The sequence below is a fragment of the Mycobacterium numidiamassiliense genome, from assembly GCF_900157365.1.
In the GTDB taxonomy this organism is placed as follows: domain Bacteria; phylum Actinomycetota; class Actinomycetes; order Mycobacteriales; family Mycobacteriaceae; genus Mycobacterium; species Mycobacterium numidiamassiliense.
Genome location: NZ_FUEZ01000004.1, coordinates 884236 through 911208, shown reverse-complemented (window position 1 = coordinate 911208; position 26973 = coordinate 884236). Strand labels below are relative to the sequence as shown.

At 65.7% G+C, this 26973-nt stretch carries 27 protein-coding genes; 11 read left to right on the top strand and 16 right to left on the bottom strand.

Annotation, left to right across the window (positions count from 1 at the left end):
• Positions 1 to 13: 13 nt before the first annotated feature.
• Positions 14 to 691 (top strand): IclR family transcriptional regulator, encoded by a 678-nt coding sequence (locus tag MNAB215_RS12875; RefSeq protein ID WP_077079200.1) that lies wholly within the window; start codon positions 14 to 16, stop codon positions 689 to 691.
• A 14-nt stretch (positions 692 to 705) separates the two neighbouring features.
• A complete protein-coding gene (locus tag MNAB215_RS12870; protein WP_077079199.1) occupies positions 706 to 2319 on the top strand; it encodes an FAD-dependent oxidoreductase in 1614 nt (537 codons plus the stop codon).
• A 14-nt stretch (positions 2320 to 2333) separates the two neighbouring features.
• Here MNAB215_RS12870 and MNAB215_RS12865 read toward each other — a convergent pair whose 3' ends face one another.
• On the bottom strand, positions 2334 to 3536 hold the full coding sequence (locus tag MNAB215_RS12865) for an ATP-binding protein (protein ID WP_174604589.1): 1203 nt from the start codon (positions 3534 to 3536) through the stop codon (positions 2334 to 2336).
• Between the two features lie 113 nt (positions 3537 to 3649).
• Here MNAB215_RS12865 and MNAB215_RS12860 point away from each other — a divergent pair, with 113 nt between their 5' ends.
• Positions 3650 to 4303 carry a response regulator gene (locus MNAB215_RS12860; protein WP_077079197.1) on the top strand — a complete coding sequence of 218 codons (654 nt, stop codon included), beginning with the start codon at positions 3650 to 3652 and terminating at the stop codon, positions 4301 to 4303.
• On the opposite strand, the gene MNAB215_RS12855 is transcribed toward MNAB215_RS12860, so the two are convergent.
• Positions 4296 to 5201, bottom strand: a complete 906-nt coding sequence (locus tag MNAB215_RS12855; protein WP_245830293.1) for a thiamine pyrophosphate-dependent enzyme — start codon at positions 5199 to 5201, stop codon at positions 4296 to 4298. The two genes, MNAB215_RS12860 and MNAB215_RS12855, sit on opposite strands and share 8 nt — an antisense overlap.
• Positions 5202 to 5356: 155 nt before the next feature.
• Complete coding sequence (gene meaB, locus MNAB215_RS12850; RefSeq protein WP_077079196.1) at positions 5357 to 6235, bottom strand: methylmalonyl Co-A mutase-associated GTPase MeaB; 879 nt, start codon at positions 6233 to 6235, stop codon at positions 5357 to 5359.
• A 172-nt stretch (positions 6236 to 6407) separates the two neighbouring features.
• Here meaB and MNAB215_RS12845 point away from each other — a divergent pair, with 172 nt between their 5' ends.
• Positions 6408 to 7271, top strand: coding sequence for a proline iminopeptidase-family hydrolase (locus tag MNAB215_RS12845; RefSeq protein WP_165691639.1), 864 nt, complete (start codon positions 6408 to 6410; stop codon positions 7269 to 7271).
• A 324-nt stretch (positions 7272 to 7595) separates the two neighbouring features.
• Positions 7596 to 7838 (top strand): microaggregate-binding protein 1, encoded by a 243-nt coding sequence (gene mbp1, locus MNAB215_RS12840; RefSeq protein WP_077079194.1) that lies wholly within the window; start codon positions 7596 to 7598, stop codon positions 7836 to 7838.
• 40 nt (positions 7839 to 7878) lie between these two features.
• Here the strand turns inward: mbp1 and MNAB215_RS12835 are convergent, their stop codons facing one another.
• The 4 genes from MNAB215_RS12835 to MNAB215_RS12820 are packed head-to-tail and all read right to left on the bottom strand — an operon-like array spanning position 7879 to position 12009.
• Positions 7879 to 8646, bottom strand: coding sequence for an enoyl-CoA hydratase/isomerase family protein (locus tag MNAB215_RS12835; protein ID WP_077079193.1), 768 nt, complete (start codon positions 8644 to 8646; stop codon positions 7879 to 7881).
• 1 nt (position 8647) lies between these two features.
• Positions 8648 to 9736, bottom strand: coding sequence for an acyl-CoA dehydrogenase family protein (locus MNAB215_RS12830; protein WP_077079192.1), 1089 nt, complete (start codon positions 9734 to 9736; stop codon positions 8648 to 8650).
• Positions 9723 to 10628 carry an acyl-CoA dehydrogenase family protein gene (locus tag MNAB215_RS12825; protein ID WP_077079191.1) on the bottom strand — a complete coding sequence of 302 codons (906 nt, stop codon included), beginning with the start codon at positions 10626 to 10628 and terminating at the stop codon, positions 9723 to 9725. Before MNAB215_RS12825 ends, MNAB215_RS12830 begins: the two co-directional genes overlap by 14 nt.
• Positions 10606 to 12009: a class I adenylate-forming enzyme family protein gene (locus MNAB215_RS12820; protein ID WP_077079190.1), complete on the bottom strand. Its 1404-nt coding sequence runs from the start codon at positions 12007 to 12009 to the stop codon at positions 10606 to 10608. The genes MNAB215_RS12825 and MNAB215_RS12820 overlap by 23 nt, the downstream gene beginning before the upstream one ends.
• A 183-nt stretch (positions 12010 to 12192) precedes the next feature.
• Here MNAB215_RS12820 and MNAB215_RS12815 point away from each other — a divergent pair, with 183 nt between their 5' ends.
• Together MNAB215_RS12815 and MNAB215_RS12810 are read left to right on the top strand one after the other, a co-directional pair.
• The gene (locus tag MNAB215_RS12815) at positions 12193 to 12483 is read left to right on the top strand and encodes a 2Fe-2S iron-sulfur cluster-binding protein (protein ID WP_077081974.1); all 291 of its coding nucleotides are present in this window, start codon (positions 12193 to 12195) and stop codon (positions 12481 to 12483) included.
• A 20-nt stretch (positions 12484 to 12503) separates the two neighbouring features.
• Entirely contained in the window at positions 12504 to 12824 is a 321-nt protein-coding gene (locus MNAB215_RS12810; RefSeq protein WP_077079189.1) for a DUF4286 family protein, read from the top strand.
• Here the strand turns inward: MNAB215_RS12810 and MNAB215_RS12805 are convergent.
• Both MNAB215_RS12805 and MNAB215_RS12800 read right to left on the bottom strand, forming a co-directional pair.
• A complete protein-coding gene (locus tag MNAB215_RS12805; RefSeq protein WP_077081973.1) occupies positions 12821 to 13717 on the bottom strand; it encodes a TIGR03620 family F420-dependent LLM class oxidoreductase in 897 nt (298 codons plus the stop codon). The two genes, MNAB215_RS12810 and MNAB215_RS12805, sit on opposite strands and share 4 nt — an antisense overlap.
• A gap of 24 nt (positions 13718 to 13741) precedes the next feature.
• On the bottom strand, positions 13742 to 14635 hold the full coding sequence (locus MNAB215_RS12800; RefSeq protein ID WP_077079188.1) for an SDR family oxidoreductase: 894 nt from the start codon (positions 14633 to 14635) through the stop codon (positions 13742 to 13744).
• Between the two features lie 155 nt (positions 14636 to 14790).
• Here MNAB215_RS12800 and MNAB215_RS12795 point away from each other — a divergent pair, with 155 nt between their 5' ends.
• On the top strand, positions 14791 to 15693 hold the full coding sequence (locus MNAB215_RS12795; RefSeq protein WP_077079187.1) for a LysR family transcriptional regulator: 903 nt from the start codon (positions 14791 to 14793) through the stop codon (positions 15691 to 15693).
• 3 nt (positions 15694 to 15696) lie between these two features.
• Here the strand turns inward: MNAB215_RS12795 and MNAB215_RS12790 are convergent, their stop codons facing one another.
• Genes MNAB215_RS12790 through MNAB215_RS12775 form a run of 4 tightly spaced genes read right to left on the bottom strand, consistent with a single transcriptional unit; the run spans position 15697 to position 19677 of the window.
• Positions 15697 to 16737: a CaiB/BaiF CoA transferase family protein gene (locus MNAB215_RS12790; RefSeq protein ID WP_077079186.1), complete on the bottom strand. Its 1041-nt coding sequence runs from the start codon at positions 16735 to 16737 to the stop codon at positions 15697 to 15699.
• The gene (locus tag MNAB215_RS12785) at positions 16734 to 17690 is read right to left on the bottom strand and encodes an LLM class F420-dependent oxidoreductase (RefSeq protein ID WP_077079185.1); all 957 of its coding nucleotides are present in this window, start codon (positions 17688 to 17690) and stop codon (positions 16734 to 16736) included. The genes MNAB215_RS12790 and MNAB215_RS12785 overlap by 4 nt, the downstream gene beginning before the upstream one ends.
• The gene (locus MNAB215_RS12780) at positions 17675 to 18100 is read right to left on the bottom strand and encodes a cobalamin-dependent protein (RefSeq protein WP_077079184.1); all 426 of its coding nucleotides are present in this window, start codon (positions 18098 to 18100) and stop codon (positions 17675 to 17677) included. The genes MNAB215_RS12785 and MNAB215_RS12780 overlap by 16 nt, the downstream gene beginning before the upstream one ends.
• Positions 18100 to 19677, bottom strand: coding sequence for a methylmalonyl-CoA mutase family protein (locus MNAB215_RS12775; protein WP_077079183.1), 1578 nt, complete (start codon positions 19675 to 19677; stop codon positions 18100 to 18102). The genes MNAB215_RS12780 and MNAB215_RS12775 overlap by 1 nt, the downstream gene beginning before the upstream one ends.
• A gap of 170 nt (positions 19678 to 19847) precedes the next feature.
• Between MNAB215_RS12775 and MNAB215_RS12770 the strand changes: the two genes are divergently transcribed.
• On the top strand, positions 19848 to 21383 hold the full coding sequence (locus tag MNAB215_RS12770; protein WP_077079182.1) for an amidase: 1536 nt from the start codon (positions 19848 to 19850) through the stop codon (positions 21381 to 21383).
• A gap of 5 nt (positions 21384 to 21388) precedes the next feature.
• Here MNAB215_RS12770 and MNAB215_RS12765 read toward each other — a convergent pair whose 3' ends face one another.
• Positions 21389 to 22198, bottom strand: a complete 810-nt coding sequence (locus MNAB215_RS12765; RefSeq protein WP_077081972.1) for a methyltransferase domain-containing protein — start codon at positions 22196 to 22198, stop codon at positions 21389 to 21391.
• 88 nt (positions 22199 to 22286) lie between these two features.
• Entirely contained in the window at positions 22287 to 22973 is a 687-nt protein-coding gene (locus MNAB215_RS12760) for a M15 family metallopeptidase (protein WP_077081971.1), read from the bottom strand.
• A gap of 221 nt (positions 22974 to 23194) precedes the next feature.
• Here MNAB215_RS12760 and MNAB215_RS12755 point away from each other — a divergent pair, with 221 nt between their 5' ends.
• Entirely contained in the window at positions 23195 to 25180 is a 1986-nt protein-coding gene (locus MNAB215_RS12755) for a molybdopterin-containing oxidoreductase family protein (protein ID WP_077079181.1), read from the top strand.
• A gap of 7 nt (positions 25181 to 25187) precedes the next feature.
• Here MNAB215_RS12755 and MNAB215_RS12750 read toward each other — a convergent pair whose 3' ends face one another.
• Positions 25188 to 26219, bottom strand: a complete 1032-nt coding sequence (locus tag MNAB215_RS12750; RefSeq protein ID WP_077079180.1) for an epoxyqueuosine reductase — start codon at positions 26217 to 26219, stop codon at positions 25188 to 25190.
• 469 nt (positions 26220 to 26688) lie between these two features.
• Here MNAB215_RS12750 and MNAB215_RS12745 point away from each other — a divergent pair, with 469 nt between their 5' ends.
• Positions 26689 to 26952, top strand: coding sequence for a hypothetical protein (locus MNAB215_RS12745; RefSeq protein WP_083746112.1), 264 nt, complete (start codon positions 26689 to 26691; stop codon positions 26950 to 26952).
• Positions 26953 to 26973 lie beyond the last annotated feature (21 nt).

Sequence of the window (26973 nt, the reverse complement as noted above, 5' to 3'; positions counted from 1 at the left end):
GTCTGTCAAGACTGTGACGGCTTCAGGGACTGGTTCTCAGACGCTGGCCCGGGGACTCACCGCGCTGCAGATAATCGCGGCGTCCCCGACGGGGCTGACCGTGCAGCAGCTCGCTGACGAGGTCGGGGTGCACCGCACCATCGCCTATCGGCTGCTGTCGACGTTGGCTCAATTCCGGCTGGTAGCCAAGGGCGAGGACGGGCGGTACCGGGGGGCAGCCGGCCTCGCCGTGCTCGGCGCGTCTTTCGACCGCAACGTACGCCAGCTCTGCCTACCGACGCTGCGCGCCCTGGCCGACGAGCTCGGCACCACGGTTTCCCTGCTCGTCGCCGAGGGCGATCAGCAGGTGGCGGTCGCGGTCATCGTCCCGAGCCATGTCGCCTACCAACTCTCCTTTCACGAGGGCAGCCGTTACCCGCTGGAGCGCGGCGCCGCCGGAATCGCGTTGCTCGCGAGCCTGCCGCCCCGCCCGGGCGAACGGAGCCTGGTCTCTCGCGCTCGCGAGCGCGGCTGGGTGACGACATACGGTGAGATCGAACCGAATACGTACGGCCTGGCGGTCGCGGTACGGCGTCAAGCACCCTCCCCACCAACCTGCATCAACCTCATCTCACATCGAGAAGACGTGGTGCTGCGCGGGAAAGACGCGGTGGTCACCGCGGCCAAGCAGTTGTCCGAGCTACTGAGCTGAAGGGATCACCGTCCATGTCTTGGGACTCAGAAGTCGATGTCGTCGTCCTCGGTAGCGGTGGAGCCGGGCTCACCGCCGCGCTCGCGGCAGCGGCCGCCGGCGCGTCGGTGACGGTGTTCGAAAAGGCGCCGACCGTCGGCGGAACCACCGCGGTGTCGGGTGGCATCGTCTGGATCCCGGCCCATAACCGTTCTCCCGCAGGAGAACTCACGACGGAGGCCGCGCTGCAATATCTGCGCGCGCAGTCATTCGGTTCGATGGACGACGACCTGGTCGAGACGTTCGTGCGGACCGGTCCGGCCATGCTCGATTTCGTGGAGAAGCACAGTAGTCTGCGCTTCGACATCGCGACCGGCTTCCCCGACTACCGGCCGGAGCTGCCCGGAGGACAACCGGCAGGCGGCCGCTCGCTGGCCGCGGGCCCGTTCGACCTGAATGAACTGGGCGAGTGGGCTTCTCGGATCACGTCATTCCCGGCCGACTGGTCCAATGTCGGCATCGACGCAGAGACCAGGGCCCGGTTGCACGTGGCGGTCGAGGACGGCAGCGATCTGTGCGTGGCCGGCACCGCGCTGATTGCCGGGCTGCTCAAGGGATTACTCGACGCCGGGGTGAAGGTCCGCACCAATGCCCGGGCGGAGGAACTCATCGCCGAGGGCGGCGAGATCACCGGAGTGCGCATCACGGTGGACGGGCACGGCGCGACGGTGCGCGCGCGCAGGGGTGTCGTATTGGGCGTGGGCGGATTCGAATGGGATCCGAGTTTGGTGCAGGCATTTTTGCGCGGCCCGATGCACGGCCCGGTGTCCCCGCCGAACAATACCGGCGACGGCCTGCGCATGGCCATGGCACACGGCGCGGATCTGGCCAATATGGGCGAAGCGTGGTGGGTTCCGATTGTGCAGATCCCGGGCGACACCATCGAAGGCAAGCAACGCAGCCGCAGCGTTCGACTGGAACGGACCCGCCCACGCAGCATCATCGTCAACCAGGCCGGGCACCGATTCGTCAACGAGGCATGCGATTACAACTCGATGGCAGGCGCGTTCCACTACCTCGATCCCCGCGGTGGGTACGTCAACGATCGCGGCTGGATCGTCTTCGACTCAGTTCACTTGCAGCGCTACGGATTTCTAGGTATCGCTCCGGGAGAACCGGTTCCGGGCTGGTTCTGCGAATCCGCGGACCTCGCGGAGCTGGGCGCCAAGACCGGTATCGACGCCGAGGGCCTGACACGCACGATCGAAGCATGGAACCGCCATGTGGCCTCGGGTTCCGATCCCGATTTCGGCCGGGGCTCCAGTGCATACGACGGTTACTGGGGAGACGACACCGCCACCACACCCGCCGGCAAGACGTTGGGCCCGATCGACACCGCCCCGTACTACGCGGTGCCGGTGTGTGTGGGTGCCATGGGCACGAAGGGCGGACCGCGCACCGATCACGACGCGCGGGTGCTGCACGTCAACGGTGAGCCGATTCCGGGTCTTTTCGCCGCGGGCAACGCGATGGCCGGTGCGACGGGAAGAGCGTACGGCGGGGCGGGTGGAACCATCGGTCCGGCAATGGTTTTCGGCTATCGCGCGGGACATGCCGCCGCCACGGGGAAATCGGTCGACCTGAAATAGCGGGCCCGACGGGGTCACTGCTTCAACGGTATCTCCACGCAGATGTGCGTACCCTCGGCCACATCGAGGAAGACGAACGTTCCACCGGCGGCGTCCACCCGCGTGCGATGCGACGCCAAACCGATGTGTCCCTCGCCAAGCCGGCGTGCCATGGTCTCGCTGTCGAATCCCACCCCGTCGTCGGACACGTTCAGCACACACGTGTGATCGGTGACGCCGAGCGTGACCGACGCGTGCTTGGCCCGAGAGTGGTGCACCACATTGGAAAGCAGTTCGCGGACAACGCCGAACAGGATCGGGTCGATCTCGTTGCGGACCCCGTAATCGATGTCCGTCGAGACGTCGATTCCGGAACGCTCCGCGGTGTAGATGGCCAACTGCTGCACGGCCGCACCCAACCCGACCTGCTCGAGAACGGCCGGATGCAACTCGAAAGTGGCCTGCCGCAGGCTCTGTGAGGCGGCGTGCAGGCCGGCAAGCGCGCGCTCGACCCGCTCATCGTCGGGAAACGCCGCTTTCAATTCGACCATCTCCTGCCGCACCACCAGGATGTCCTGCAGCGGTCCGTCGTGAATGGTTTCCGAAATGCGGCGCTGCATCACATCCGACGCGGTCATCGTCTGGGCTAGCAATTCCTCCCGCAACGCGCTCAGCCCGGCCATTGAGCGGACGTGCCGCTCGGCAATGCGAACCGCGACGAAGGCCGTGGCACAAAGGAATCCGTAGAGCACGAACCTGAAGCTGGCTTCGAACCATCCGATGTCGTCGATCATCTCCGGGTCCTGGAGCACCGCGATCGCGAAGCCCACCATGGAGAAGATCAGCACCACCGCCGCGCGCCGCGAGTCGACATCGAGGCCCAGCAGAATCGGCAGCAATGTCATGATCAGCAACGGATAAATCCCGTTGGTGGACAACAACTGAAATACCGTCAACGCGACGACGTCGATAACGGTGAAAGCAAATGGCTCCAGTTGGCCCAACGTGACCCATTGATGAAAAGGAGAAAATGCCAGCGAAACCGCGCAGAGGGCAATGAATGCGTAGACGACGATCAAGATGCTCTGCTGCGGCCATTCGGATCGCTTCGTGCCGATGATCATGGCGGCCACCATGAGTCCCACCACACCGATGCGGACCACCGAGGCAATTCGATACGAGCGCAGCTGCTGAACCCTGCGCACCCGCTGCAGTTCTGCGTCGCTGGTATCGATCACCCGATCACCGTACTCATCGGTGCGGGCTCCCCCGAAGCAAACTGCGAAAAAGCGCATCACGTTGCCCGGAACCCCACACTGCGCTTTTGCTGGAACCGGCTAAACTCTCCGCCATGGCCGGCCCAGCGACGCCCGACAAGGTGCGTGTAGTGGTCGGCGACGATCACCCGCTTTTTCGCGAGGGTGTGGTGCGCGCGCTGTCGTCGAGCGGTGCGGTGGATGTCGTCGGTGAGGCGGACGACGGCACGGCGGCCTTGGAGTTGATCAAGGAGCATCTGCCCGATGTCGCGTTGCTCGACTTCCGCATGCCCGGGATGGATGGCGGCCAAGTGGCCGCGGCGGTGCGCATCAACGAGTTGGCGACCCGCGTGCTGCTGCTGTCGGCGCACGACGAGTCGGCGATCGTGTATCAGGCGCTGCAGCAGGGCGCGGCCGGGTTTTTGCTGAAGGACTCGACCCGCAGCGAAATCGTCAAGGCCGTGCTCGATTGCGCGCAGGGTCACGACGTGGTGGCCCCCTCGCTCGTTGGAGGTCTTACCGCACAGATTCGTCAGCGCGCAGCACCAAGCGCCCCCGTGCTCAGTGCACGGGAGCGCGAGGTGCTCAATCGGATTGCGCGCGGTCAAAGCATCCCTGCGATCGCCGGTGAGCTGTACGTGGCGCCGTCAACGGTCAAAACGCATGTCCAGCGGCTCTACGAAAAGCTCGGGGTCAGCGATCGCGCGGCGGCTGTTGCCGAGGCGATGCGCCAAGGGCTGCTCAACTAGCGGCCGGCCACGGCTCTGGCTGCCTGACGGACTCCGGTGCCGCGCCGACCAGCGTGGCCTTGGCAAATGCCTCCGCCTCAGCGACCAGGTAGCGAGCCCTGCGCTCCACCTCGTACAGGTGTCCCACGCTGACGCCGGCGTCGATCAGCTGCTGCCGGGCGAAGACCAACGGGTCGACCTTGTGGACATGGTTGTCACGGTTGGTGACCGCCCGGACGAGGGTGGGGCCTTGGTCGTCGCTCGCACGCCGAAGCGCTGTGGCGACGCAGTCCCGAACCGCGTCAACGTCATTGCCGTCGACCGACAGGACGGGCATCCCGATGCGCTCGTGTAGGGCCCTGTCCGTGCACGTATTGCGCGCGAAGCGGGTGTTCTCGACGACGAACACCACCGGAAGGCGCCACAACACGGCGGCGTTGACGATTTCGGCGAAGTCGTCGCTGTTCACCTCGTGGTCGCCGATGACGCAGACCGTCACCTTGCCCTCCTCGGCCAGCCAGTTCGCGTAGGCCCGGCCCACGGCCAGCAGCGCCGATTGCGCCAAACTGCCTGAAAGCGGGGACAATTCGCGGTTAAGGACCGCGTCACGCGCGCTGTCTGCCGCACCCGAGCCGATCATCTCGGCGATCGACGGGCCCAGCGGCAGGCCGATCGCGGCCCGGTGGGCGTGCAGCAGGTGCGGAATGCTGGTTGTCATGGCGTCGCCCGGCCGCAGTGCTACGGTGGCGCCGACAGCCACGGCCTCTTGTCCGAACCCGGCCTCGACGGGCTCCTTGAGTAGACCGTCGATGCGCAGCTCCTGCAGTGCCATGTCGACCAGTCGCAACACCCACATGCGGCGGTACAGCTCCAACTGCTCGCTCATCACTGTCGCCGACTGCTCCGTTGTGGAAGTCATCTGCCCGTTCTCCTCGCTGGCGTTGGATCTGAACACCACCTCAAGGTAGGGCGATTTAGCTGGGCAAACCTCCGCCGATCGGTCCGCAAACGTGATGAACGCCGGTGTCCCCCGATCGGGGGACACTCAGGGCGGCGGGCTGTCCCCCGCCCGCGTCAATCCTGTGGTTGAGCGGGCGGCAAAAGCAGACGTTCAGCCGCCGCATAGGGGTTGTCCTGGCCGTCGACCACCGCCTCGGCAAGCCGGTCGAGATCAGGCCGGGTGCGCAGTCGGGTCTGTGCCAAGGAAAGGATCTGCGCCCGGGCGCGGGCCAGCCGCCGGGCCCGGCTGTCGGTGCGGTGATGGTCGTCGATGGCGGCCAGCAGGTCCGCCACGCCTTCTCCGCGCGCGGCGATGAGGCTGACGATCGGGGCCGTCGTTTCGGCGCGCAAGTCGCGCACGGTCTGTTCGGCGCCGTCGCGGTCGGCCTTGTTCACCGCGACAATGTCGGCGACTTCCAGGACACCCGCCTTCGCGGCCTGCACCGCGTCACCCGCCCCGGGGTTGAGGATGACGATGGTCGGATCAGCCACAGCGGCAATCTCAATCTCGGACTGCCCCACTCCGACGGTTTCCAGCAGGACTACGTCATAACCGATCGAGCCCAGCAGGCTGATGGCAGCCGGAACGGCAGCGGCCAGCCCGCCGAGATGGCCCCGGCTAGCCACCGATCGGATCAGCACATCGGCATCATTGATGTGCGCAGCCATTCGAATTCGATCGCCCAGCAGCGCTCCGCCGCTGAACGGCGACGACGGGTCCACGGCCAGCACGGCCACCCGGCACCCGCGTTCCCGGTAGGCGCCGACCAAAGCCGCGATTGTCGTCGACTTGCCCGCGCCCGGGGGCCCGGTGATGCCGACGACACGTACCGATGAGGGGTCGATCGCGGCCAGCACCTCGTCGCGTCGCTCGCCCTCGACGAGGCTAAGCAGCCGGCCCACCGCGCGTTGAGATCCGTTGCGCGCTCCCGTGATCAGGTCGGCGATGGTCATGAGAACATTATTCTCTCAGTACGAGAGTCCGCGTCGCAAGAAGGCCGGTCCCGCAGGCTGGGTGAACCGCCCGCTCGCGGGGGCCTGCTTCGTCGCATATAGCGGCAGCGGATCGTGGCATTCTGCTGGGGGCTTACCAACCAATCAGGAGGCACCGCTAGCCATGGCTCAGCTGGAGGGAACAGTCGCGGTCCCGGGCGGAAATGTCTGGTTCAAGCGGGTTGGCGCTGGCGCCGGTCGCCCGCTACTTGCCGTTCACGGCGGCCCCGGACTCCCGCACAACTACATACGCTCGCTGGAGCGATTGGCCGGCGAGCGGGAGGTGATTTTCTGGGACCAGCTGGGCTGCGGGAACTCCGAACGCCCGTCGGACCCGGCTTTGTGGACGATGAAACGCTCGGTCGCCGAAATGGACGCGGTGGTAAAAGAGCTGGGGCTGAGCAGGTTTCACATCTTCGGGAACTCCTGGGGCGGAATGCTGGCGCAGCAGTACGCCCTGGATGCGGCGCCCGCGGCCGTCAGCCTCACCATCTCCAACAGCATCGCGTCGATACCGCTCTTCGCGGACATGGTGACCCGCTTGAAATCCGAGCTGGATCCGGCGACCCAATCCGCCATCGATCGTCACGAAGCCGCGGGCACGACCTACTCCGCCGAATACCAGGCCGCCATCCGCACGTGGAATGAGACCTATCTGTGCCGCGTCCGCCCCTGGCCCGCAGAGCTCGAGGATGCCTTTCGGCGCATGGGAACCGAGATTTTCGAAACGATGTTCGGGCCCAGCGACTTTCACATCGTCGGGACCGTCCGGGACTGGGACGTGTTCGACCGGTTGACCGAGATCGCCCTGCCGACGCTGATCGTCGCGGGCCGCTACGACGAATGCGTGCCGGAACACATGCGGGAAATGCACCAGCGCATCGCCGGCTCACGGTTTGAGTTGTTCGAGTCGAGCGCGCACATGCCGTTCATCGAGGAGCCAGAGCGCTTCGATGCGGTGATGCGTGATTTCCTGCGGCACCACGACAAGGTTTGACATCCCAGCAGAGCTGCACGGCGGGGCGGGCGGCGTCACCATCGACCACGCGGTGGAGAAACTGTGCGGTTCCTGGCGAAGGACTAGACGCTCGGCACTTGGCGCGACGGCCGCGCGAAGTCGGCGATCGCGACTGGCGGTCACCGCGACACACCTGCCCGACACGCCGAACGCTGCTAGCCACAACGCACCGTGGCTTCGCCGCGGCGCAGGTAGAGGGCCGGGGTGACCGAGGCCACACCAATGGCATCGGTATAAGCGTTGGCGCGCCACTCTCGCGGGGTACGGATCACTAGACCGGTAACTTCAGGAAGGGAGCTCAATATGAGTGAGCGCGACAATGGACTCGTCGAAGGCATCAAGGGCATCGTTGAGGACGCGATCGGGAAGACCAAGGAAATCCTCGGCATCCTGATCAGCCACGAAGGTCTCCGCAAGGAAGGCCGTGCCCAGCAGGACAAGGCTCAGGCTCAGCGCGACGTGGCCAAGAAAGAGGCCCAGGCCGAAGCGTCACGTGCGGCTGAGAAGACGGCAGAGGCCCGCCAAAAGGCCGCCGCCAAGAGCTGATCGCAGCAAAGCACGCAAAGGACTGGGCCGCGATTGCGGCTCAGTTTTTTGCTGCGTTGAACTTGGCGACGTTGGCCCGAAAGTCCTCGGTCAAAAACGACTGGCTCTCGGCCGAGAGGGCATAGTCGAGGCTGGCGAGCACCGCGCGCTCAAGATGAATATTGAGCACCCGCTTGGTGCTCTCGACAGCCTGCTGGGGCAGCTCCAAAATTTTTTTGGCACAGGCGATTGCCTCCGCAACGGGGTCGGCCACGGCGTGGTTGGCCAGGCCGAGCTCGACGGCGCGCTGCGCTTTGATCCGGGCGCCGGTCAACGCGTATTCCTTGGCCAGCAGCAGACTGATGTGCAACGGCCAGGTCAGCGGTCCGCCATCGGCGGCCACCAGCCCCACCTGCACGTGTGGATCGGCCAGGTAGGCGTCTTCGGCGATGTAGACGATGTCGCTCAGCGCGACCAGGCTGCAGCCCAGGCCAACGGCGGGCCCATTCACAGCCGCTACCACCGGAATTCGGCACCGCGCCATGCCCAGCACGATCTCGCGCCCGTCCCGGATGGTCTTGGCCCGCAGGTCGGCGTCGTTCGCCAGTTCCTCGAGATAACCGAAATCGCCGCCGGCCGAAAATGCCCTGCCGGCACCGGTAATCACCGCCGCGCGGGCGGTCGGGTCGTCGGTCAGCCGCTGCCATATCTTCGCGAGCCCGGAGTGTAGGTCGTCGTTGACCGAATTCAGCGAATCCGGCCGGTTCAGGGTGATGATGCGCAGCGCCCCGTCGGCCCGGACGTCGATTTCAGCAGGCATGTCGTACACGTCAGACTCCCAATCCCAAGATTCGCGAAGCGATGATGTTCTTCTGTATCTGCGATGTCCCGCCCATGACGCTTTGCGCGCGGCTGTACAGATAGGCGCTCAGCAGGTCTGGATCACGCGTCCCGGTGACCGCCAACGCGGCGTGCCCGACGGACTGCTCGACCCAGGTCATCAGTAGCTTGTCGAGTGATCCTTCCGAGCCATGCGAGACCCCGTCCAGCTGCTCGGAGAGCCGCCGCCGGACGTGGTGAGTTAGCATCTCGGATTCTATTGCCGCCCAGGCGAGTTCCTCGGGCACCTCACCAACGTTGCGAGCCAGCATGCTTCGGACAAGCTTGCCGTATCGCGCCGCATACCCCAGCGTCGACGGCTCCCGCTCGTGTCCGACGACCGTCATGGCCACAGCCCAGCCGTCGCCGGGATTGCCGACCATACGGTCCGCAGGCACCTTTGCGTCGTCGAAGAAGACCTGGCCGAATTCGTTGGTCACGCCATTGATCATTTGAAGCGGACGCTGCTGCACGCCGGGCTGTTTCATCTCGAGCACGAACGCCGACAGACCGCGATGCCGTTTGGCGTCGGGATCGGTGCGAGCCAACAGCAGGCAGTAGTCCGCGACGTCGGAGTAGCTGGTCCAGATCTTGTGGCCGTTGATCACATAGGTGTCGCCCTCGAGGCGCGCGCTGGTGGTCAACGACGCCAGGTCCGAGCCGGCGCCGGGCTCGCTGAAGCCCTGGCACCACCGTTCGGTGCCGTTCAGGATGCCGGGCAGAAACCGTTGCCGCAGTTCGTCGCTGGCGTACCGGCCGATGCCGTGGACCAGGTAGCCGACACTGGGCCTTGGTGGAGCACCGGCGCGCGCCAGCTCTTCGTCGACGATGACGTCGTATACCGGCGCCAACTCCTGGCCGCCGTATTCGCGCGGCCAGGACAGCCCGAAGAAGCCCTCCCTATACAGGGCCTGATGCCACTCGGCCTGACGAGCCCAATACTCATCACCCGAACCGGAAAACCTCTTGGCGTGCACCGAAAGCCACGAGCGCAGCCGTCCCCGAAAGGCGGCTTCCTCAGGTGAGTCACGAAAGTCCAAGATCGATCTCCTTCAACGCAACGGGCCACAGTTCGGTCGATGTCAGGGCGCGGCGCAGGTAGACATGCACCAGGCACTCCCAGGTATTTCCGATGCCGCCGTGCACCTGTATCGCGGTCTCGCACACGGTTCTGGTCGCGCGCGCGCAATAGACCTTCGCGACTTGAGCCGCACGAATGGCTTCGCCGCTGGGAAGTTCATCGACCGCCCATGCGGCGTGCCGCAATACACTCACCGAGCCTTCGATAAGGGCCAGGCTTTCGGCCAGCAGGTGGGCGATCGCCTGATAGGACCCGATCGCTTTGCCGTACTGTTCGCGAATTTTCGCATAGTCGCAGGCGACGGCGTGAGCGCCGCGGGCGACTCCGACCAGGTCTGCCGTCGTGGCAACCAGCGCGAGCGCACGCCATTGCGCGGCAACATCTTCCGATACCTCGCCGATTTCGGTCGGTGTTCCCGCTAGTTCGGCTTCGGCCCGGGTCAAGTCGGCGCCGCCGCCGAGCGCACCCAGATCCACGGCCAGGACCGTGGAGCCGTCGAGCAACAGGGCTCGCTGGTAGCCGCGCGCGTCGATGGCGTGCTCGTCGACAGCTATGGTCGTTCCCGCGCTGTCGGCGCCAACTCGGCGGGCCAGATCGTCGGCCAGGACCGGCCCGAGAAACGGTGCGTCGACCAGTCGGCGCCCGAATTCCTCTGCGACAATTGCGACTTCGACACCAGAGGCTTCGTCGGAGCGCAGCGAGCGCCAGCCCGTCGCACCAATCTGCCTGTCCAGGCGGCTGATTCGACTATCCTCGCCGAGGTCCTGGACAGCGCCAGGCCCGAGGTCGTCGGCCAGCTTTGCGGCCGCGTCGCGTAGCTGTTGTTGTTCAGCTGTTAGACGTGCATCCATAGCGCTCCTTCAGGACTCGCCGCAGCACCTTGCCCGAAGGCAGGCGGGGGATATCGGATACGAACACGACCCGGCTCAGACGTTTATACGACGCCAGCTTCTCATCCACCCGGGCGGTCAGGTCAGCGGCGTCGACGGGAGCGCAGGTGGTGACCGCGGCGACGACCGCTTCCCCGTTGATCCCGTCGGGAATGCCAAACACCGCACAGTCTTTCACGGCCGGATGACCGTGCAGCACCATCTCGATTTCGGCCGGCGCGACCTGGAAGCCGCGCACCTTGATCATCTCTTTGAGACGGTCGGTGATCCGCAGCCAGCCATCGGTGTCCAGCCAGCCGACATCCCCGGTCCGATACCAGCCGTCGCGGATCACTTCGTCGGTCTCCGTGACCGGCAGGTAGCCGGCCATCAGCGACTTGGACCGCGCCGCAATCTCACCGACCTCCCCGAGGCACACCGGGTCGCCGGTCTGCAGCGAGACCACCCGCAGGTCCACACCGGGCACCGGACGCCCGACCGAGTCGAGCCGGGCCCCGTCGACGGGATTGCAAGCGATGACCGGCAATTCCGTGGTGCCGTACGCGGGGACCCAATTGACGCCGGTCCGCCGGGTCACCGTCTCGGCGACACTGGCGCTCACCGGTGTCGCACCCCACATGATGTATCGCAGCGAGGACAGATCGTATGACTCGAGCGTGGGATGCGAGGCGATGGCCAGCGCGATGGGGGCGACCGCCATTTCGATTGTGATGCGGTCACTTTCGATGTGATGCAGCATTTGGTCTACGTCGAAACGCCGATGCAGCCGCATCCAGGCACCGGTCCGCAGTACCGTCAGGATGTTGAGCAGGCCGAGGATGTGCGACGGCGGGGTGGCGATCTGGATGCGGTCGTGGCGGGTCAGCTGCAGCGCGTCGCGCCAGTGCCGCACGGCCTCTTCCAGCCCCGCGTGAGTGTGCCGCACGGCCTTGGGCAGGCCGGTGGTCCCGGAACTGAACGCCAGCACCGCGTCGGCCCGTGGCGGCAGCGATCTCGCTGTCGGCCCCGCGGGTGAGATGGGTTCGTCCAGGTCCAGCATCGGCATCAACCCGGCCAACACCGGATGATCCCCGACGGCGTGGGACGGCTGGGTGAGCCCGAGTGCGTGATCGACCTCGTCGTGCTTCCAGGCGGGACTGATGAGGACGACCGTGGCACCAAGCCGCCAGATGCCCAGCAGGGCGGCGACGAATTCCGGGCGGTTGGACGCCATGAGCGCGACGCGTTGGCCCGCGACGAGGCCCCGTTTTGTCAGGGTCGCGGCCAGTCCGTCCGCCAGCGCGTCGAGCTGGGGCGCAGTGAACTGCCGTCCCTCGAACGCGAGCGCGTCCGGCTCGGTCACGTCCCGTCCTTCCCTGGCAGGCCCGGGTGACCCGACATCCGCACAGTCTTGAGAAGATCCTATCGCTTAGTGAGAATAGTATTCTCTAGAGTGAAGAACGCAAGTACGGAGGGGGCGGCCCCCGCGGGACAATCAGCATTCCAGGATGCGGCCGTCACCGCGATCATCGAGGAGACTGCACGGGTGGCAGATCCGTTGAACGCCGGCAAGGTGACGATCTACCTCGAACGCAAGAAGGTGGAGGTTCCGCTGGTTCCGGGCGAGACGCTGCTGGAAAGCGCGCGCCGGGCCGGCCTGGATCCACCGTTCAATTGCGAGGCGGGCAACTGCGGGACCTGCATGGCCCACGTCGAGGAAGGGCACGCGACCATGCGGATCAACGACGCTCTCGACGATGACGAAGTGGACGAGGGCTACATTCTGACGTGCCAGGGCATACCGGATACGGGCTCGATCACGGTGCGCTACGAGTAGTCACTAGAGAGGCGGCGACGATGGCCAAGGGCATCATCCTGGTGGAGAGTTATCCCAGTTCGCCCGATCGCGACGAGGAGTACAACACCTGGTACGACGAAGTGCACCTCGGCGAGTTGGTGGCTCTCGACGGCTTCGTCTCGGCGCGACGGCTACGTCCGGTGGACGGTGTCGGGCCGTATGTCGCCATCTATGAAATCGAGGGCGACAATCTTCAGGCCATCCTGGACGGCATGATCGCTAACGCCGGCCAGCTAACCATGTCGGATGCCCTGCAGCTGAATCCCGCACCGATTCCGCGACTGCTCGAGCTGACCACCGAGCACGGGCCGACGGGCTAGCCGGGGTACGCCAACCGGATCTGCTCGAGCTGTTCGATGCCGGCCGCGAACTCACCGCCGATCGCCGGCAGCAGCACGACATGATCGGCCCCCGCGACGAGATGCGCGCGCACTGTGGCGATGATGTCTCCCGGACGGCCATGGGCCACGACCGCATTCACCAGTCGATCGCTTACCGTCGCGATGTCGTCGTCGAAGTAGCCCAGCTGCTTCATCATGGCCCGATAAGGACGGCGGCCGAGCCAACCCGAAACAATCTCCCGCGCAGTCGCTTTCGCCTGATCTCGGTCGTCATTCGGCGCCACGGAGAGCCCGACGATCAGCAGCTTGTCCGGGCCTAACAATTCCCTTGCTTGTGTGGTGAACTCCACGGGCAACATCGCCGGGAGCGCCCCGTCGGCGACTTCGCCGGCCAGCGCAAGCATTTTCGGACCGTTGGCGGCGACGATCCTGGGATACGCCGCGTCAGGTGCCGGCGGCCAGGTGGGGCTATCCATTCGGGACAGATATTGGCGCATGGTAGCCAGCGGACCGCCGAATTCCTGGCCGACGCTGGCCGCCTGTTCCGGGTAGCCGACCCCGAGGCCCAGCACGATCCTGCCCGGATACGCCTGTGCCAGTTGGGCTGCCGCGGCATGCATGGTCGGCGCCGGCCGGGCCCAGATGTTGGCGATGCACGTACCGAACACCATGTCGTCGGTTGCGGACAGCAAGGTGGCGAGCTGCACCAAGGCGTCCTTGCCGATCACTTCGTTCGTCCACACCGCGCGGAATCCGGCCCGTTCCAACCGGCCCACTGCCTCGCGCTGCACATCGACAGAAGGCGTGCCGGTGAAGGAGACCGGGAGGCTCGCACCGACCGGCCTCAATGCCTGACGGGCAGTCTCGACCACGGCATCAGCCACCAAGGTCCTCCTTTACTCGCCGAAGTAATGGCCTGCGTCGAGGTCCGCGATCAACCCGGGCCGCTCCGGTTGCCAGTCAAGCACTTTCCTCGTCAAGGCGTTTGACGTCGGGTTGTCCAAAGACGCAAAGAGCGCGAGAAAGCCGAAATGACCGGCTTCTTCGGCCGCAACGCTGACGGCCGGCACGTTCAGGTGACGGCCGATGACGGCGGCGATGTCCCTAAACGGCACCCCTTCGTCTGCCACCCCATGCAAACGCGTTCCGGCGGGCGCGTTTTCCAGGGCCAGTCGGTACAGGTGCGCGGCATCGAGGGTATGCAGTGCGGGCCACCGGTTGGACCCGTCACCCAGGTAGCCGGAGATGCCGGTGTCGCGAGCGGTGTTGATCAGGTGGTGGGCGAAGCCATGGTGGTCAAGATCGCTGTGCACCAGCGGCGCGAGCCGGATCACCGACGACCGCACCCCGCGCTCGGCCAGGGCGATGACCGCGTTTTCCGAGTCGACCCTCGGGCCCGCGGCCACCGTGTCCTGTTCGGTGCCGACGCCCCCCTCGCCAAGCAACGCGAGCAGGAGCGTTCCCGACGTGCCGACAAAGGGCCGGTCGGAACCGACGAGTGCCTCACCCATCGCCTCGACCGCACGCAGGTCGCTCTGCGCGGCGCCCGCATAGTCGCTGAAGTCGTGCTTGAAGGCGAGATGGATGACACCGTCGGAGGCCGCCGCGGCATTCCGCAGGCCGTCGAGGTCGTCGAGGTCGCCCCGGTGCGCCGCGGCACCCTTCGCCGTCAGGGCGGCTGCGCCCTCATCCGACCGGGCCAAGCCGGTTACCCGGTGACCCGCTTCGAGGAGTTCGGTGACGACGGCAGAGCCGATGTGCCCGGTCGCGCCGGTGACGAAGACGTGCATGGAAATTCCCTTCTGGTTGATGTCACCAAGTCAATGACGGCCCCCGAAGCGTGTCCAAGTCCTATTTCATATGGCGCGATGCGAACCAGGCATCACCGCAGCTCATCGGGCTTTCGGGGATGAATAGCTGTCATCGGCACCGCTACACTGGGCGCATGACGGACTCGGCAGCACCGGTGGTCGATCTCGACCTGCGGCTGGTGAGTTATTTCGTCGTAGTGGCCGAGCACCGACACTTCGGCCGGGCCGCCGCGGCGCTGCGCGTCGCGCAGCCGTCGTTGAGCCGTCAGATTCGCCGGCTCGAGCAGCAGCTCGGCGTCCGGCTGTTGGACCGCACGCCGCAGGGCACCCGGCTGACCGAAGCCGGCGAGGTCTTTTTGCCCCGGGCCAAGACCCTGCTGCGCTCTGCCGGCCAGGCCGCAGCGCAGGCCCGCGCCGCGGCTCAGCCGAGCCGGATCGTAATCGGGTATACGACGGGCCTGATCATCACGCCGGCGGTGCGCGAGCTGCGCCGCGAACACCCCGAAGCCGATGTGCAAGTGTCACACGTGGATTGGGACCAAGCGCGCGATGCCCTACTCGACCATCGGGTGGATGCTCTGGTGACCCGGCTGCCGTTCCCGACCGATCAGCTGCACGTGACGGTGCTGTATGCCGAGCCTCGGGTGGTCGCGATTCCCATCGACCATCGGCTCGCGGGCAGGGAATCGGTCACCCTGGACGACATCGCCGACGAGCCCATGCCGCGGTTGCGGCACTCCGATCCGGCGTGGAGTGCGTTCTGGCGCATCGATCCTCGCCCTGACGGGCGCCGCGCACCCGACGGCCCGATCATGGACGCGCTTGAGGACAAGTTCGAACTCATCGCCTCCGGGCAGGCAATCGCGATCACGGCGGACTGGCGCGGCAACAGCGTCCGACCGGATATCACCACGGTCCCGCTGGAAGGCGTCGAGCCCAGCCACGTGGTACTGGCCAGCCGCGCCGGGGACCGCAGTCGTCTGCTTGCGGCCTTCCGCAAACTCGCCGAGGCACACCTGACCGGCCCTGGCTCCTGACGTCTAGCCCTCGGGCAGCGCGGGCGGTGGCCGGTAATCCGGCTGATACCCGGAGACGTGGATCGGGCTGCCGACCAGGCGGAAATCACCTGCTGTCACAACCATTTCCGGCGTCGCCTCGAGCGCCTCGGGTAGCGTTCTGACGGCCGCCGCCGGAACGCCGAGCCGACGCAGTCGCCGTTCCCAACCCGCGGCGGTATCGGTCGCCAGCATGGCCGTGACGACCGCCAGCACTTCGTCGCGGCGAGCAACGCGCTCGGCCATGGTCTCGAACCCGCCGATACCCGCTTCCGCGGCAAAGGACTTCCAGAACCCGTCGTGGGTGATGAACAATGCCAGATAGCCGTCGGATGTCGGAAAAAGTTGAGCGGGAACGTAATACGAGTGCGCTCCATGCGGGCGGCGCTGCGGCTGGACGCCGTTGTTGAGGTAGGCGGCGGCGTGGTAATTCAGCTGCGACAGCATGACGTCGCGCAGCGACACATCGACTTGTCCGCCGGTGCCGGAGATGATCTTGGCCAGAAGTCCCAGTGCCGCAGTCATTCCGGTGGAGTTGTCGGCCGATGAATAGCCCGGCAATGTCGGCGGGCCAGCGGGGTCGCCGGTCAGTGCTGCGATCCCGAAGCCCGCCTGCACGACGTAGTCGAAAGCCGGATCGTCGCCACCATGCAGCCCGAAGCCGGTGATCGCCACACAGACGATCCGCTCGTTGTATTGCCGCAATTGCTCATAGGTGAGGCCAAGCCGGCGGATGGCCGACGGCTTGAGATTCACCAGCAGCGCATGCGAATCCGACACCAGCTTACCCAGGCGCTCTTGTCCCGCATCGGAATTCAGGTCCAGACAGATGCTGGACTTGTTGCGGTTGAGGCTGGCGAAGTAGCTGGGTCCGACGCTGCGGGAGATCTCACCCCCGCGCGGTTCGATCTTGGTGACCTCGGCGCCGAGGTCGGCGAGCAGCATGGTGGCGTACGGACCCGCCAGCATGGTGCCGACTTCGAGGATCCGAATTCCCGCAAGTGGTCCGGGGTCTCCCGGCGTCACCGCAACTCCGTTGCCAGCTCGGCGATCATCTCGCGGGTGCGGCGCTTGGAAGCGATCAGCTCGTCGCGATTCTCGCCGATCGGCAGCAGCCGCACCGACAGGTCGGTCACCCCGGCATCGGCGAATTGTCGCATCCGAGCCAGGATGGACGTCTCGTCACCGGCCGCACACAGATCGCCGACATCGCGAGCGTCGCCGCGGTCGAGCAGACGCTGGTAGTTGGGCGACACCTCGGCCTCACCCAGGATTCGGTTTGCCCGCTCCTTCGCCTCGTCGACTTGGGAAGGTGCACAGAGGCATACGGGTATACCCGCAACAATCCGCGGCGCCGCACGCCCGGCATCCGCGGCGGCCTTGGTGATTTTCGGCGCAATGTGATCACCGATCGCACGCTCGTCGGCCATCCACAGCACGGTGCCGTCGGCCAGTTCGCCTGCCAGCTGCAGCATCACCGGGCCGAGTGCGGCGACCAGTACCGGCATCGGGGTATCCGCCCCGATCGCTGTCGGGTTGTGCACCGTGAACGAATCATTCTCGACGTCAACCGGTCCCGGACCGGCAATGGCGGCGCTGAGCACCTGCAGATAGTCACGGGTGTAGGCGGCCGGCTTTTCATACGGCAGGCCGAGCATGTCCCGAATGATCCAGTGGTGCGACGGCCCGACGCCCAGCGCCAGCCGGCCGCCGGCCACCGCGTGCGTCGAGAGCGCTTGGCGGGCAAGAGCAATAGGATGCTGCGCCTGCAACGGCACCACCGCCGTTCCAAGCTCGATGCGTGAGCTATGCGCGGCCATCAACGCCACCATGGTCAGGCAGTCGAAGTCGTTGGGCACCTGTGGCATCCATGCGGTGTCCAATCCCGCGGATTCGGCCCATTCGATATCGGAGGCCAACTTGGCAACCTTGCGCGCCATATCGCCACGCTCGGCGCCGATCATTACTCCGACGCGCACGGTTCCTCCAGGGCTGGTTCCGGTGTGCCGGTGAGCTTGCGGATTTCACGCACCAGCGTGTCGAGCGGTGTTCCGGTGGGGAAAACCGCTGCCGCCCCGGCAGATTGCAATTTTGGCACATCGGCGTGCGGGATCGTTCCGCCGACAACGACGGCGATGTCGGCGGCATCGGCGGCCCGCAATGCTTCGATGGTGCGCCTGGTCAAGGCCAGGTGGGCTCCGGACAAGATGCTCAAGCCGACGACCGCCACGTCTTCCTGCACCGCGATCGATGCGATGTCCTCGATGCGCTGGCGGATGCCGGTGTAGATGACCTCGAAGCCGGCGTCACGCAGGGTGCGCGCGACGATCTTGGCACCACGGTCGTGCCCATCCAGCCCAGGCTTGGCCACCAGAATACGAACGGTCATCAGAACACCACCGGCTGCTGGAATTCGCCCCATACTGCCTTGAGCGTGGAAACCATCTCCCCGACCGTGCAGTACGCGTTGGCGCAGTCGACTAACTTGTGCATCAGGTTGTCGTCTCCCTCGGCGGCTCGCGACAGTGCCGCGAGGCTGGATTGCACTGCGGCCGAATCTCTTTCCGCTTTCACTTTGGCGAGTCGCTTGAGTTGCAGATCACGTCCCTCGGCGTCGAGTTCATAGGTGACGACGTCGGGCTCCGGCTCCTCGGTCACGAACCGGTTGACCCCGACGACCGGTCGGGTGCCGGCTTCAACGTCCTGATGCATCTTGAAGGCTTCGTCGGCGATCAGGCCCTGCAGGTAACCGTCCTCGATGGCATGGACCATGCCACCGTGCTGCTCGAGGTCATGCATGATCTCGACGATGCGGGCCTCGGTGGCATCGGTCAGCGCCTCAACGAAGTAGGAGCCGCCTAGCGGGTCGGCGACGCTGGCGACGCCGGTTTCGTGCGCCAGAATCTGCTGGGTGCGCAGCGCCAGTGTGGTGGTTTCTTCGGTGGGCAGGGCGAACGGCTCGTCCCAGGCCGCGGTGAACATCGACTGGACACCGCCCAGCACCGCAGCCATCGCCTCGTAGGCCACCCGGACGATGTTGTTGTGGGCCTGCGGCGCGTACAGCGATGCGCCGCCACAGACGCAGCCGAAGCGGAACATCGCCGCCTTATCAGTGGTTGCGCCGTAGCGTTCCCGTACGATCGTCGCCCAACGCCGACGCCCAGCACGATATTTGGCGATCTCCTCGAAGAAGTCGCCGTGGGTGTAGAAGAAGAATGAGATCTGCGGTGCAAATTGGTCGATCGTCATACGACCGCGCTCGACCACGGTGTCGCAATAGGTCACACCGTCGGCCAGGGTGAACGCCATCTCCTGCACCGCGTTGGCCCCGGCATCGCGGAAGTGCGCGCCGGCCACCGAAATCGCGTTAAACCGCGGCACCTCGGCGGCGCAGAACTCGATGGTGTCGGCGATCAACCGCAGTGATGGTTCCGGCGGCCAGATCCAGGTTCCGCGCGACGCGTATTCCTTGAGGATGTCGTTCTGGATGGTTCCGGTGAGCTTCGCCCGCGGTATCCCTTTCTTCTCGGCAGCGGCGACGTAGAACGCCAGCAGGATCGCGGCCGTGCCGTTGATCGTCATGCTGGTGCTGAGTTTGTCCAGCGGAATGCCGTCGAAGAGGATCTCGAAGTCAGCCAGGGTGTCTACCGCGACTCCGACCCGGCCGACCTCTTCCCCGAACTCGGGGTCATCGGAGTCGTAGCCGCACTGGGTGGGCAGATCGAGCGCCACCGAGAGCCCGGTGCCGCCCTGTTCCAGTAGGTATCGATAGCGACGGTTGGATTCTTCGGCGGTGCCGAAGCCCGAGTACTGCCGAAACGTCCACAATTTGCCCCGATAGCCTGACGCGAAGTTGCCCCGGCTGAAGGGGAACTCCCCCGGCGGCGGAGGTTCGGTGCCAACGTCCGCTGGGCCGTACACGGGCTGCAGCGGGATGCCCGATGGGGTCTGAGCCACGTTATCCATCGATGAATAACGTACTTGCCAAAAAAGAGAATGCCAATACCACCAACCTGACCAGGTCAAACGTGCGGACGGACCTGGTTAAACACTTGTGCGCGCGCGGGTAACGGCCCAAATCGACGGCTGCCGCCTAGGCTCCTGGTCCGACGGCCGAAACGACGACGGAGGTCGACATGGCGGTTTCCAGGCCAACGGCGGCGGACATCGAGGCCGCGGCCACCCACTTCGGCTTTCACCTCGACGCCGACGAGCGCCGCGGTTACCTAGAGGCCGTCGGGCAGATGCTGACGTCCTACGACGTGGTCGACGAACTCTACGACGAGATCGCGCGTCCGCAGGTCCCCGAACGCGGCTACCGGTTCCCCGAGCCCGCGCAGAACCCGCTGGGAGCCTGGTATGTCAGAACCCAGATCGCCTCTGGCGCCCGGGGCCCGCTGTCGGGCAAGACGGTGGCCGTCAAAGACAACATCGCCGTCGCGGGCATCCCGATGATGAACGGGTCGCGCGCGATGGAGGGTTTCGTTCCCGGCCGCGACGCGACTGTCGTCCAGCGGCTTCTCGCCGCCGGGGCGACGATCGCCGGCAAAAGCGTCTGCGAGGATCTGTGCGCTTCGGGTTCGAGCTTCACCTCCGCGTCCGGGCCGGTGCGCAACCCATGGGATGCCCGCCGCGAAGCGGGCGGATCGTCCAGCGGCAGCGCCGCACTGGTGGCCGCCGGCGAGGTAGACCTGGCCGTCGGCGGGGATCAGGGAGGTTCGATTCGGATCCCCGCTTCGCTGTGCGGCATCGTCGGACATAAGCCGACACACGGGCTAATCCCCTACACGGGTGCGTTCCCGATTGAACGGACGGTCGACCACGTCGGCCCGATGACGCGGACCGTCGCCGATGCCGCGCTGTTGCTCACCGTGCTCGCCGGGGCCGACGGCCACGACCCCCGCCAACCCGCGCAACTGCCCGCGCTCGACTACCGAGCCGTGCTCACCGGGGACGTGGCCGGTCTGCGGGTAGGCATTGTCGCCGAGGGCTTCGGGCAGCCCGGCTCGCTGCCCGAGGCGGACGACCTGGTCCGGTCCGCGGCACACCGCTTTACCGAAATCGGCTGCGCCGTAGACGATATCAGCCTGCCCTGGCACCACACCGCCCTGCATGTCTTCACCGTCATCTTTACCGACGGCGCCACCTATCAGATGCTGGACGGCAACGGGTACGGGCTCGGCGCTGACGGGCTCTATGACCCAGAACTCATGGCGCACTTCGCAACTCAGCGGCTCGTCCACGCCGACCAGCTGGCCAATACCGTCAAGGCGACGGCGCTGTGCGGCCACTACGGCCTGCGCGCACTGGGCTGCGCTTCGTATGCCAAGGCACGCAATCTGCTGCCGCAGGTGCGCGCGGCCTACGATGCGGCGCTCGCCCGATACGACGTCCTGGCAATGCCCACCGTGCCCGGCACGGCCGACGTGCTCCCGGCGGGCAGCCCGCACGATGTCAGGTTGCTGGGGCGGGCCCTCGGCAAGGCGCTCAACACCGCGCCCATGGACATCACCGGGCATCCGGCGATCTCGGTGCCGGCTGGTCTGCTCGACGGCCTGCCGGTCGGAATGATGCTCATTGGCAAGCGATTTGACGATGCCACCGTGCTCAAGCTTGCGGATGCCTTCGAATCGCTCTGTGGAGGTTTCCCGGTGTCGCCCCGAACTGCCTGACGGTGCTAAGCGCGACAGAGGATTTCGCCGTGCGGTATCGCCAGCCAGCCATCAGGGGCCGCCGCCCAGTCCCGCCACGCCGCCGAGATCTCCTCGAGCTGCGCGGCGGTGGCCAGGCCCAGGCGCACGATGTCGCGAGCGATGGCCGAATGAAGAATTCGGTCGGCCCACATGCCGCCCCACCATTCGCGGTCCGCGGGCGTCGCGTAGCACCAGAGGCTGCCGGTGGGCGTGATGTCGTCGAATCCCGCTTCCAGGGCCCAGGACAGCAGCCGCCGGCCCGCGTCCGGCTCCCCACCATTGGCGCGAGCGGCCTGCTGGTAAGCGTCCCGCCAGGCATCCAGGGCCGCGAGTCGCGGGAACCAGATGAAGCCCGCGTAGTCGGCGTCGCGGGCCGCGACAACTCCGCCCGGCCGGCACACCCGCCGCATCTCCCGCAATGCCCGCACCGGATCGGCGACGTGCTGCAGCACCTGGTGTGCGTGAACGACATCGAATGTGCCATCGGAGAAGTCGAGTCGGTGGACATCGGCCGTCGCAAAGGAGACGTTGGACAGGTTGCGCCGCTGCGCCTCGGCGCGAGCCATGTCGAGGACGTCGGCGACCTGGTCTACGGCCGTCACCGCCCCGGGCGCGACGCGCTCAGCGAGATCGGCCGTGATCGACCCCGGGCCGCAACCGATGTCGAGCACCGACAGGCCTGACTTCAGATGCGGCAGCAGGTAAGCAGCGGAGTCCTGTGCGGTACGTCGCTGATGACTGCGCAGCACCGATTCGTGATGTCCATGCGTGTACTTGACCGAAACGTCGTTCATCGTGCAGCCCTTCGCCGTGAAGCCTTCTCGGCACACAGCTTACCGGGTGGGTCATAATATGAAATATGCTTCCCAATATATGAGACAGCTAGTCGACCGGAACGTTGAGGATTGGACGGTCGTCGGCGGCCCCGGCACCGTTGAAATGCCACCACTCACCGGAATACACGGTCAACCCGCCGTAATTCATGGCATTGCGCAGGCGGGCCCGGTTCGCCTGGGCGTCCGCGCTGACGCCTTGGGTGGCGAATGCCGTTGCCCGCGGGGAGAAATCATCGAAATCGGTACCCATATCGGCCAGGCAAAGTCCGTCCACCTGACGTTCGGGCGGGCACTGCTGTTGCACCGCGGTGAACGTCACGTCGACCGAACGCCCGGACTCATGGCTGTGCGCGAACTGACCCGGGCGCGCCACCCAGGCCGGGTTGGGGACGATGTTGAACATCCGGACCTGAACGTCGTGTGGCCGGTAGCAGTCCCAGAACACCAGCACATGACCCTGCGGACGCAGCGCCGTCGCGGCCGCGGCGAGCCCCGGCGCCATGGACTGGTGCGTCAGGCATCGGGCGTCGGACGGATACAGCTGGGTGCCGGTGAAATTATTGGCCGTCGCGTAGCGCAGATCGATGATGGCGTCGGGGACCACGGTTCGGACGTCGACGAATCCGGCCGCGCGCGCCGCGTCGCTGACCGGCGGCACCTCGGGGCCGGCCTGGGCTGGGGCGACAGCCGCAACGAGACCGAGAGCTACCGATAGCGCAGAGAGCTTCCGCATCACATGCATCTGGCCATTGTGGCCTTACTAGCCCCGCTGGTCGCCCACGATCCACGCAGCCTCGTGGCCGGGTTCTGGGAGCACCCGTCCCGCGATGCTCGCGAAAACCACTGACCGCGGGGCACAGCCTCAGCATCCGGTGAGTGACTTGCGTCACCCTAGCCAATCGGCTAGCCTGCGGGCGGTAGCCGATCGGCTAGTCGACACGTGAGGTAGGTCCGATGCACACGGTCCGCAGCTTCTGCCGCATCTGTACCTCCGTCTGCGGCATTTTGGTAGATGTCGAGGGCGACAAGGTCATCCAGGTCCACGGCGACAAGGACCACCCGTTCTCGCACGGCTATACCTGCGCGAAGGGTCGTGCCTTGCCCCAGTTGCATCACCATCCGGATCGCCTCGAACGGCCCCGGATGCGGGTGGACGGCCAGTTGCAGGACACCGGATGGGACGCATGCCTGGACGACCTGGGCACGCGACTGAAGGACATCATCGACCGACACGGACCCGAGTCGATCGCCTTCTACTTCAGCACCATGGAGAGCGCCGGCTTCCGGATGGCCGAAGCGCTGCACGCGGCGATCGGCACTCCGGCGAAGTTCAGCCCGCTCACCATCGACGGCACCGCCAAGCCGTTGGTCTCGGATCTGGTGGGTGGATTCATGGGGCTGTCCGGCCGCACCGACTTGGACAACACCGACTTTCTGATGCTCGTCGGAGTCAATCCTGTTGTCTCCCATGGTCATGCGATCTCGATGCCCAATCCCACGGGCACCGTGCGCGACATCGCCAAGCGCGGGCAGGTGTGGGTTATCGACCCGCGGCGCACCGAGACCGCCCGGCTGGCCACCGGCCACCTGGCGCCGCGCCCCAGTACCGACCACGCGGTGCTGGCTTATCTGGTCCGCGAGATCCTGCGCGACGGACGGAAACCCGACGTGCCGGTTCAGGGGATCGACGAACTGGCGGCTGCGGTGGAACCCTTCACCCTGGCACACGCCGCGGCACTGGCCGATGTGCCAGAGGCCGAGTTGACGCGGCTGTGCGAGGCGGTCCGCGCCGCAAAGTGCGTCGCGATCGAAACCGGGACGGGCGTCACCATGACCGCCGACCGGGCCAACGTCACCCAGTGGCTCGCCTGGGTATTGATGATCCTCACCGGCGCGATGAACCGGCCGGGCGGGACCTGGTTCCATCCCGGATTCGCTTATCAGCTCGAGGTTTTCGGTGATCTGCTGCCGATCACGCCGATCGAGGGATCTTTTGGCCCCGGCCCTCGCAGCCGCCCTGAGGCGCAGGCGTTCATCAACGAATGGCCGTGCGCCGTCTTACCCGACGAAATCGACGCGGGAAACATCCGCGCCCTGATCAACGTGGGCGGCAGCCTGGTCACGTGTATGCCCGAGACGGGGAAGTTGATTCCGGCGCTGCAGCGCCTCGAGGTGTTCGCGACTACCGAGATCATCAACAACGAGACGACGGAACTGGCGACTCACGTGCTGCCGACCAAAGATCCGTTGGAACGGCCGGATATCACCATCCACGACGTCCTCAGTGCGCGGGTGTCCGTGCAGTACAGCCCCGCCGTCGTGGAACCGGTCGGCGAACGGCGATCGATGTGGTGGGTGTTCGCCGAACTCGGCCGGCGGCTCGGCTACGACCTCGGCACTCTTGGGGATCCCGACAGCAGCACAGATGACGATGTCCTGGCCATCCTGCTGGCCGGCGCCCGGGTCAAATACGACGAGGTGGCGGCCACGGGTTGGGCGGAGGCCCCCCAGGATCTGCCCGCGCCGTGGGTCGATGAGCACATCGAGCGGATGGGCGGCTGGCGACTGGCGCCACCGTTGCTCGTCGATCAGCTCAGCGCCCTCGAGCCACCCGCGCCACTGGTCTTCGTGCCGCGCCGGCAGCGCAAGAAGCTGAATGGGCAACTCGATTTCATGGGTGAGCGTGCCGAAATCCTTATCCACCCCGACGACGGCATCGCCGCGGGCGTCGTGGACGGCCAACAAGTAACCGTCCGCAGCGCCAACGGAGAACTGACCGGCATCGCGAAAGTCGACGAGTCGATCCGGCGTGGAGCGGTGTCGATTCCGCACGGTCACCACGACGCCAACGTCAATCGCCTGACCAACAAGGACGACATCGACGTGGTCACCGGCATGGTCCGCTACTCTGGCATACCGGTCAGCCTGCACCAGGCATAGCCGGGCGTTAGCGGCCCCCGACCCCGCTGTCGACGACCTTCACTCGCTTGTGTGGATAACGTCGTTCCGCGTGTGCTTTGGCCGCCGAGTTCGGCAGCACATACAGCGTTTCCTTCTTGTCCTGCAACGGTTTTAGTACCAAGTCCATGAACCCCTTGCGATCGTCGAGGTAAGGCTCGATGACGTCCTCGCCGGCGGGACACACCGCCAGGCAGTACGCGGCCTTGTAGTTGGGTTTGAACGAGAGGCTCTGCCACATCGAGGCGTTTTCCGAATCGCTTACCCGCGAACGGAAGTCGTCCCCATCAGCACTGTCGGCGATGGTCTGGACCCAGTCGGTGAACCCGCCCATGAACTCCCGGTAGTTATGCACCGAGCAGGCTTGCCAGTCGAATTCGCCGTTCTTGCCGATCGCGCCGACCGGGCACGCTGCCACACATAGCTTGCATTCCAAGCAGGGACTGTAGTCCAGCGGCTCTCCATAGCTGCTGACCGGCGCGTCAACCAGAATCGTGCCCAGCAGGATGAAATTGCCGAACTTTGGGTGAATCACGTTGCGGTGGATGCCCATTACGCCGAGTCCCGACGCCACGGCGACCGGTTTGTGCGCCACTACCCAGATGCGGCCGGGAAAGCGGTCCATCTCCATCGGGAAGGTCGCCGACGGGTTCAGCACCCGATAACCGGCATCCTGCAATTGACGCACGATGCGGTGGGCCGCCTCATTGAGAACCTCGCCGCTGCGGTGGAATTCCTGATTGGCGACGCTGCGCGCGGTCGACCGCACGTTGTCGCGGTTCATCTTGACCACCAGCGAGATGTAACTCTTGGTTCCCGGCAGGGCGGCCTGAACATGCTCGACCTCGGAGGCCAGCGCGGGATTGTCCACACTAGCGAACGCCACATCGTCGGCACCGGCAGCCAGACAGATTTCGCGCAGCCAATCGGCGTCCAGGACGCCCGGCTTGCGGGACGCACGCGCCCGCACCTTTCGCACGGTGGGGTGTTCGGCCAGTCGCGCCGGGAGCTTGTCCGCCATGCTAGGTATAGTACACAATACTCAGCAATGCCGCGTATCCGAGCCATGGCCTGCGACGCCGAGGACGGCGACGGCGACGGCGACGGCGACGGCGCGCAGTGATCGTGTGAGCTGGATTTCACAGTATTGCGGCATGTGATTTGCCTAACTGTGAGCTCTGTTATAGCTAAATTCGTTCACTACATTTGGTACGTTCAAAACAATATTTGCGTCGAAATTATGCGTCAGGAAATAAATGCGAAGAATCACTGCGCTGTTGCTTGTTGGTGCCAATATGCTTGGAACCGTGGCCTTCTGGTGAGCGACCGGCGTTGCGGTGGCGGATTCCAGTCCCGCGAGCTCACTTCAGCCGCTGATACCAAAATTTCGCGCGTGCGACTTCACCTGGGCGGTAAATGTACCGACATTCGGTACAGGCCGCGGCCAGTCCGTCATCAGTAAGGCAGCACCAAACAAGGTCGTCGCACAGGTGGAACTAATTGCCGCCGAGCCGCAGGCCCACTACAACGTCAGGCTGATCCAATCGCCCAGGCCTGGTGCGGGCTGCGCGGCCGGAGATGCCGGCGTCACCGCGGGCGGTCTCGACACCGACGGCTCCGGCGCAGGCACGGTGACGCTGCACGATACGATCTCCGCGAATACGACGGGCGTTTGGGTGTTCGTTGACCGCCCCTCGCCGCACTCGCAAAGGCCGATTGACTTCTACACGTCGGACATCATCGCGCCGATCTAGTCGAAATCGTGTTTTAGGGCA

Coding starts and splice junctions, on each gene's coding strand:
- MNAB215_RS12780 (WP_077079184.1), bottom strand. CDS start 18,100: ATGACCGTTCGTATTCTGGTGGCCAAGCCTGGGCTGGATGGGCACGAC.
- MNAB215_RS12825 (WP_077079191.1), bottom strand. CDS start 10,628: ATGGATGCACGTCTAACAGCTGAACAACAACAGCTACGCGACGCGGCC.
- MNAB215_RS12755 (WP_077079181.1), top strand. CDS start 23,195: ATGCACACGGTCCGCAGCTTCTGCCGCATCTGTACCTCCGTCTGCGGC.
- mbp1 (WP_077079194.1), top strand. CDS start 7,596: ATGAGTGAGCGCGACAATGGACTCGTCGAAGGCATCAAGGGCATCGTT.
- MNAB215_RS12855 (WP_245830293.1), bottom strand. CDS start 5,201: ATGACTTCCACAACGGAGCAGTCGGCGACAGTGATGAGCGAGCAGTTG.
- MNAB215_RS12775 (WP_077079183.1), bottom strand. CDS start 19,677: ATGGATAACGTGGCTCAGACCCCATCGGGCATCCCGCTGCAGCCCGTG.
- MNAB215_RS12765 (WP_077081972.1), bottom strand. CDS start 22,198: ATGAACGACGTTTCGGTCAAGTACACGCATGGACATCACGAATCGGTG.
- MNAB215_RS12810 (WP_077079189.1), top strand. CDS start 12,504: ATGGCCAAGGGCATCATCCTGGTGGAGAGTTATCCCAGTTCGCCCGAT.
- MNAB215_RS12795 (WP_077079187.1), top strand. CDS start 14,791: ATGACGGACTCGGCAGCACCGGTGGTCGATCTCGACCTGCGGCTGGTG.
- MNAB215_RS12870 (WP_077079199.1), top strand. CDS start 706: ATGTCTTGGGACTCAGAAGTCGATGTCGTCGTCCTCGGTAGCGGTGGA.
- MNAB215_RS12750 (WP_077079180.1), bottom strand. CDS start 26,219: ATGGCGGACAAGCTCCCGGCGCGACTGGCCGAACACCCCACCGTGCGA.
- meaB (WP_077079196.1), bottom strand. CDS start 6,235: ATGACCATCGCCGACCTGATCACGGGAGCGCGCAACGGATCTCAACGC.
- MNAB215_RS12800 (WP_077079188.1), bottom strand. CDS start 14,635: ATGCACGTCTTCGTCACCGGCGCGACCGGGCACATCGGCTCTGCCGTC.
- MNAB215_RS12770 (WP_077079182.1), top strand. CDS start 19,848: ATGGCGGTTTCCAGGCCAACGGCGGCGGACATCGAGGCCGCGGCCACC.
- MNAB215_RS12860 (WP_077079197.1), top strand. CDS start 3,650: ATGGCCGGCCCAGCGACGCCCGACAAGGTGCGTGTAGTGGTCGGCGAC.
- MNAB215_RS12760 (WP_077081971.1), bottom strand. CDS start 22,973: ATGCGGAAGCTCTCTGCGCTATCGGTAGCTCTCGGTCTCGTTGCGGCT.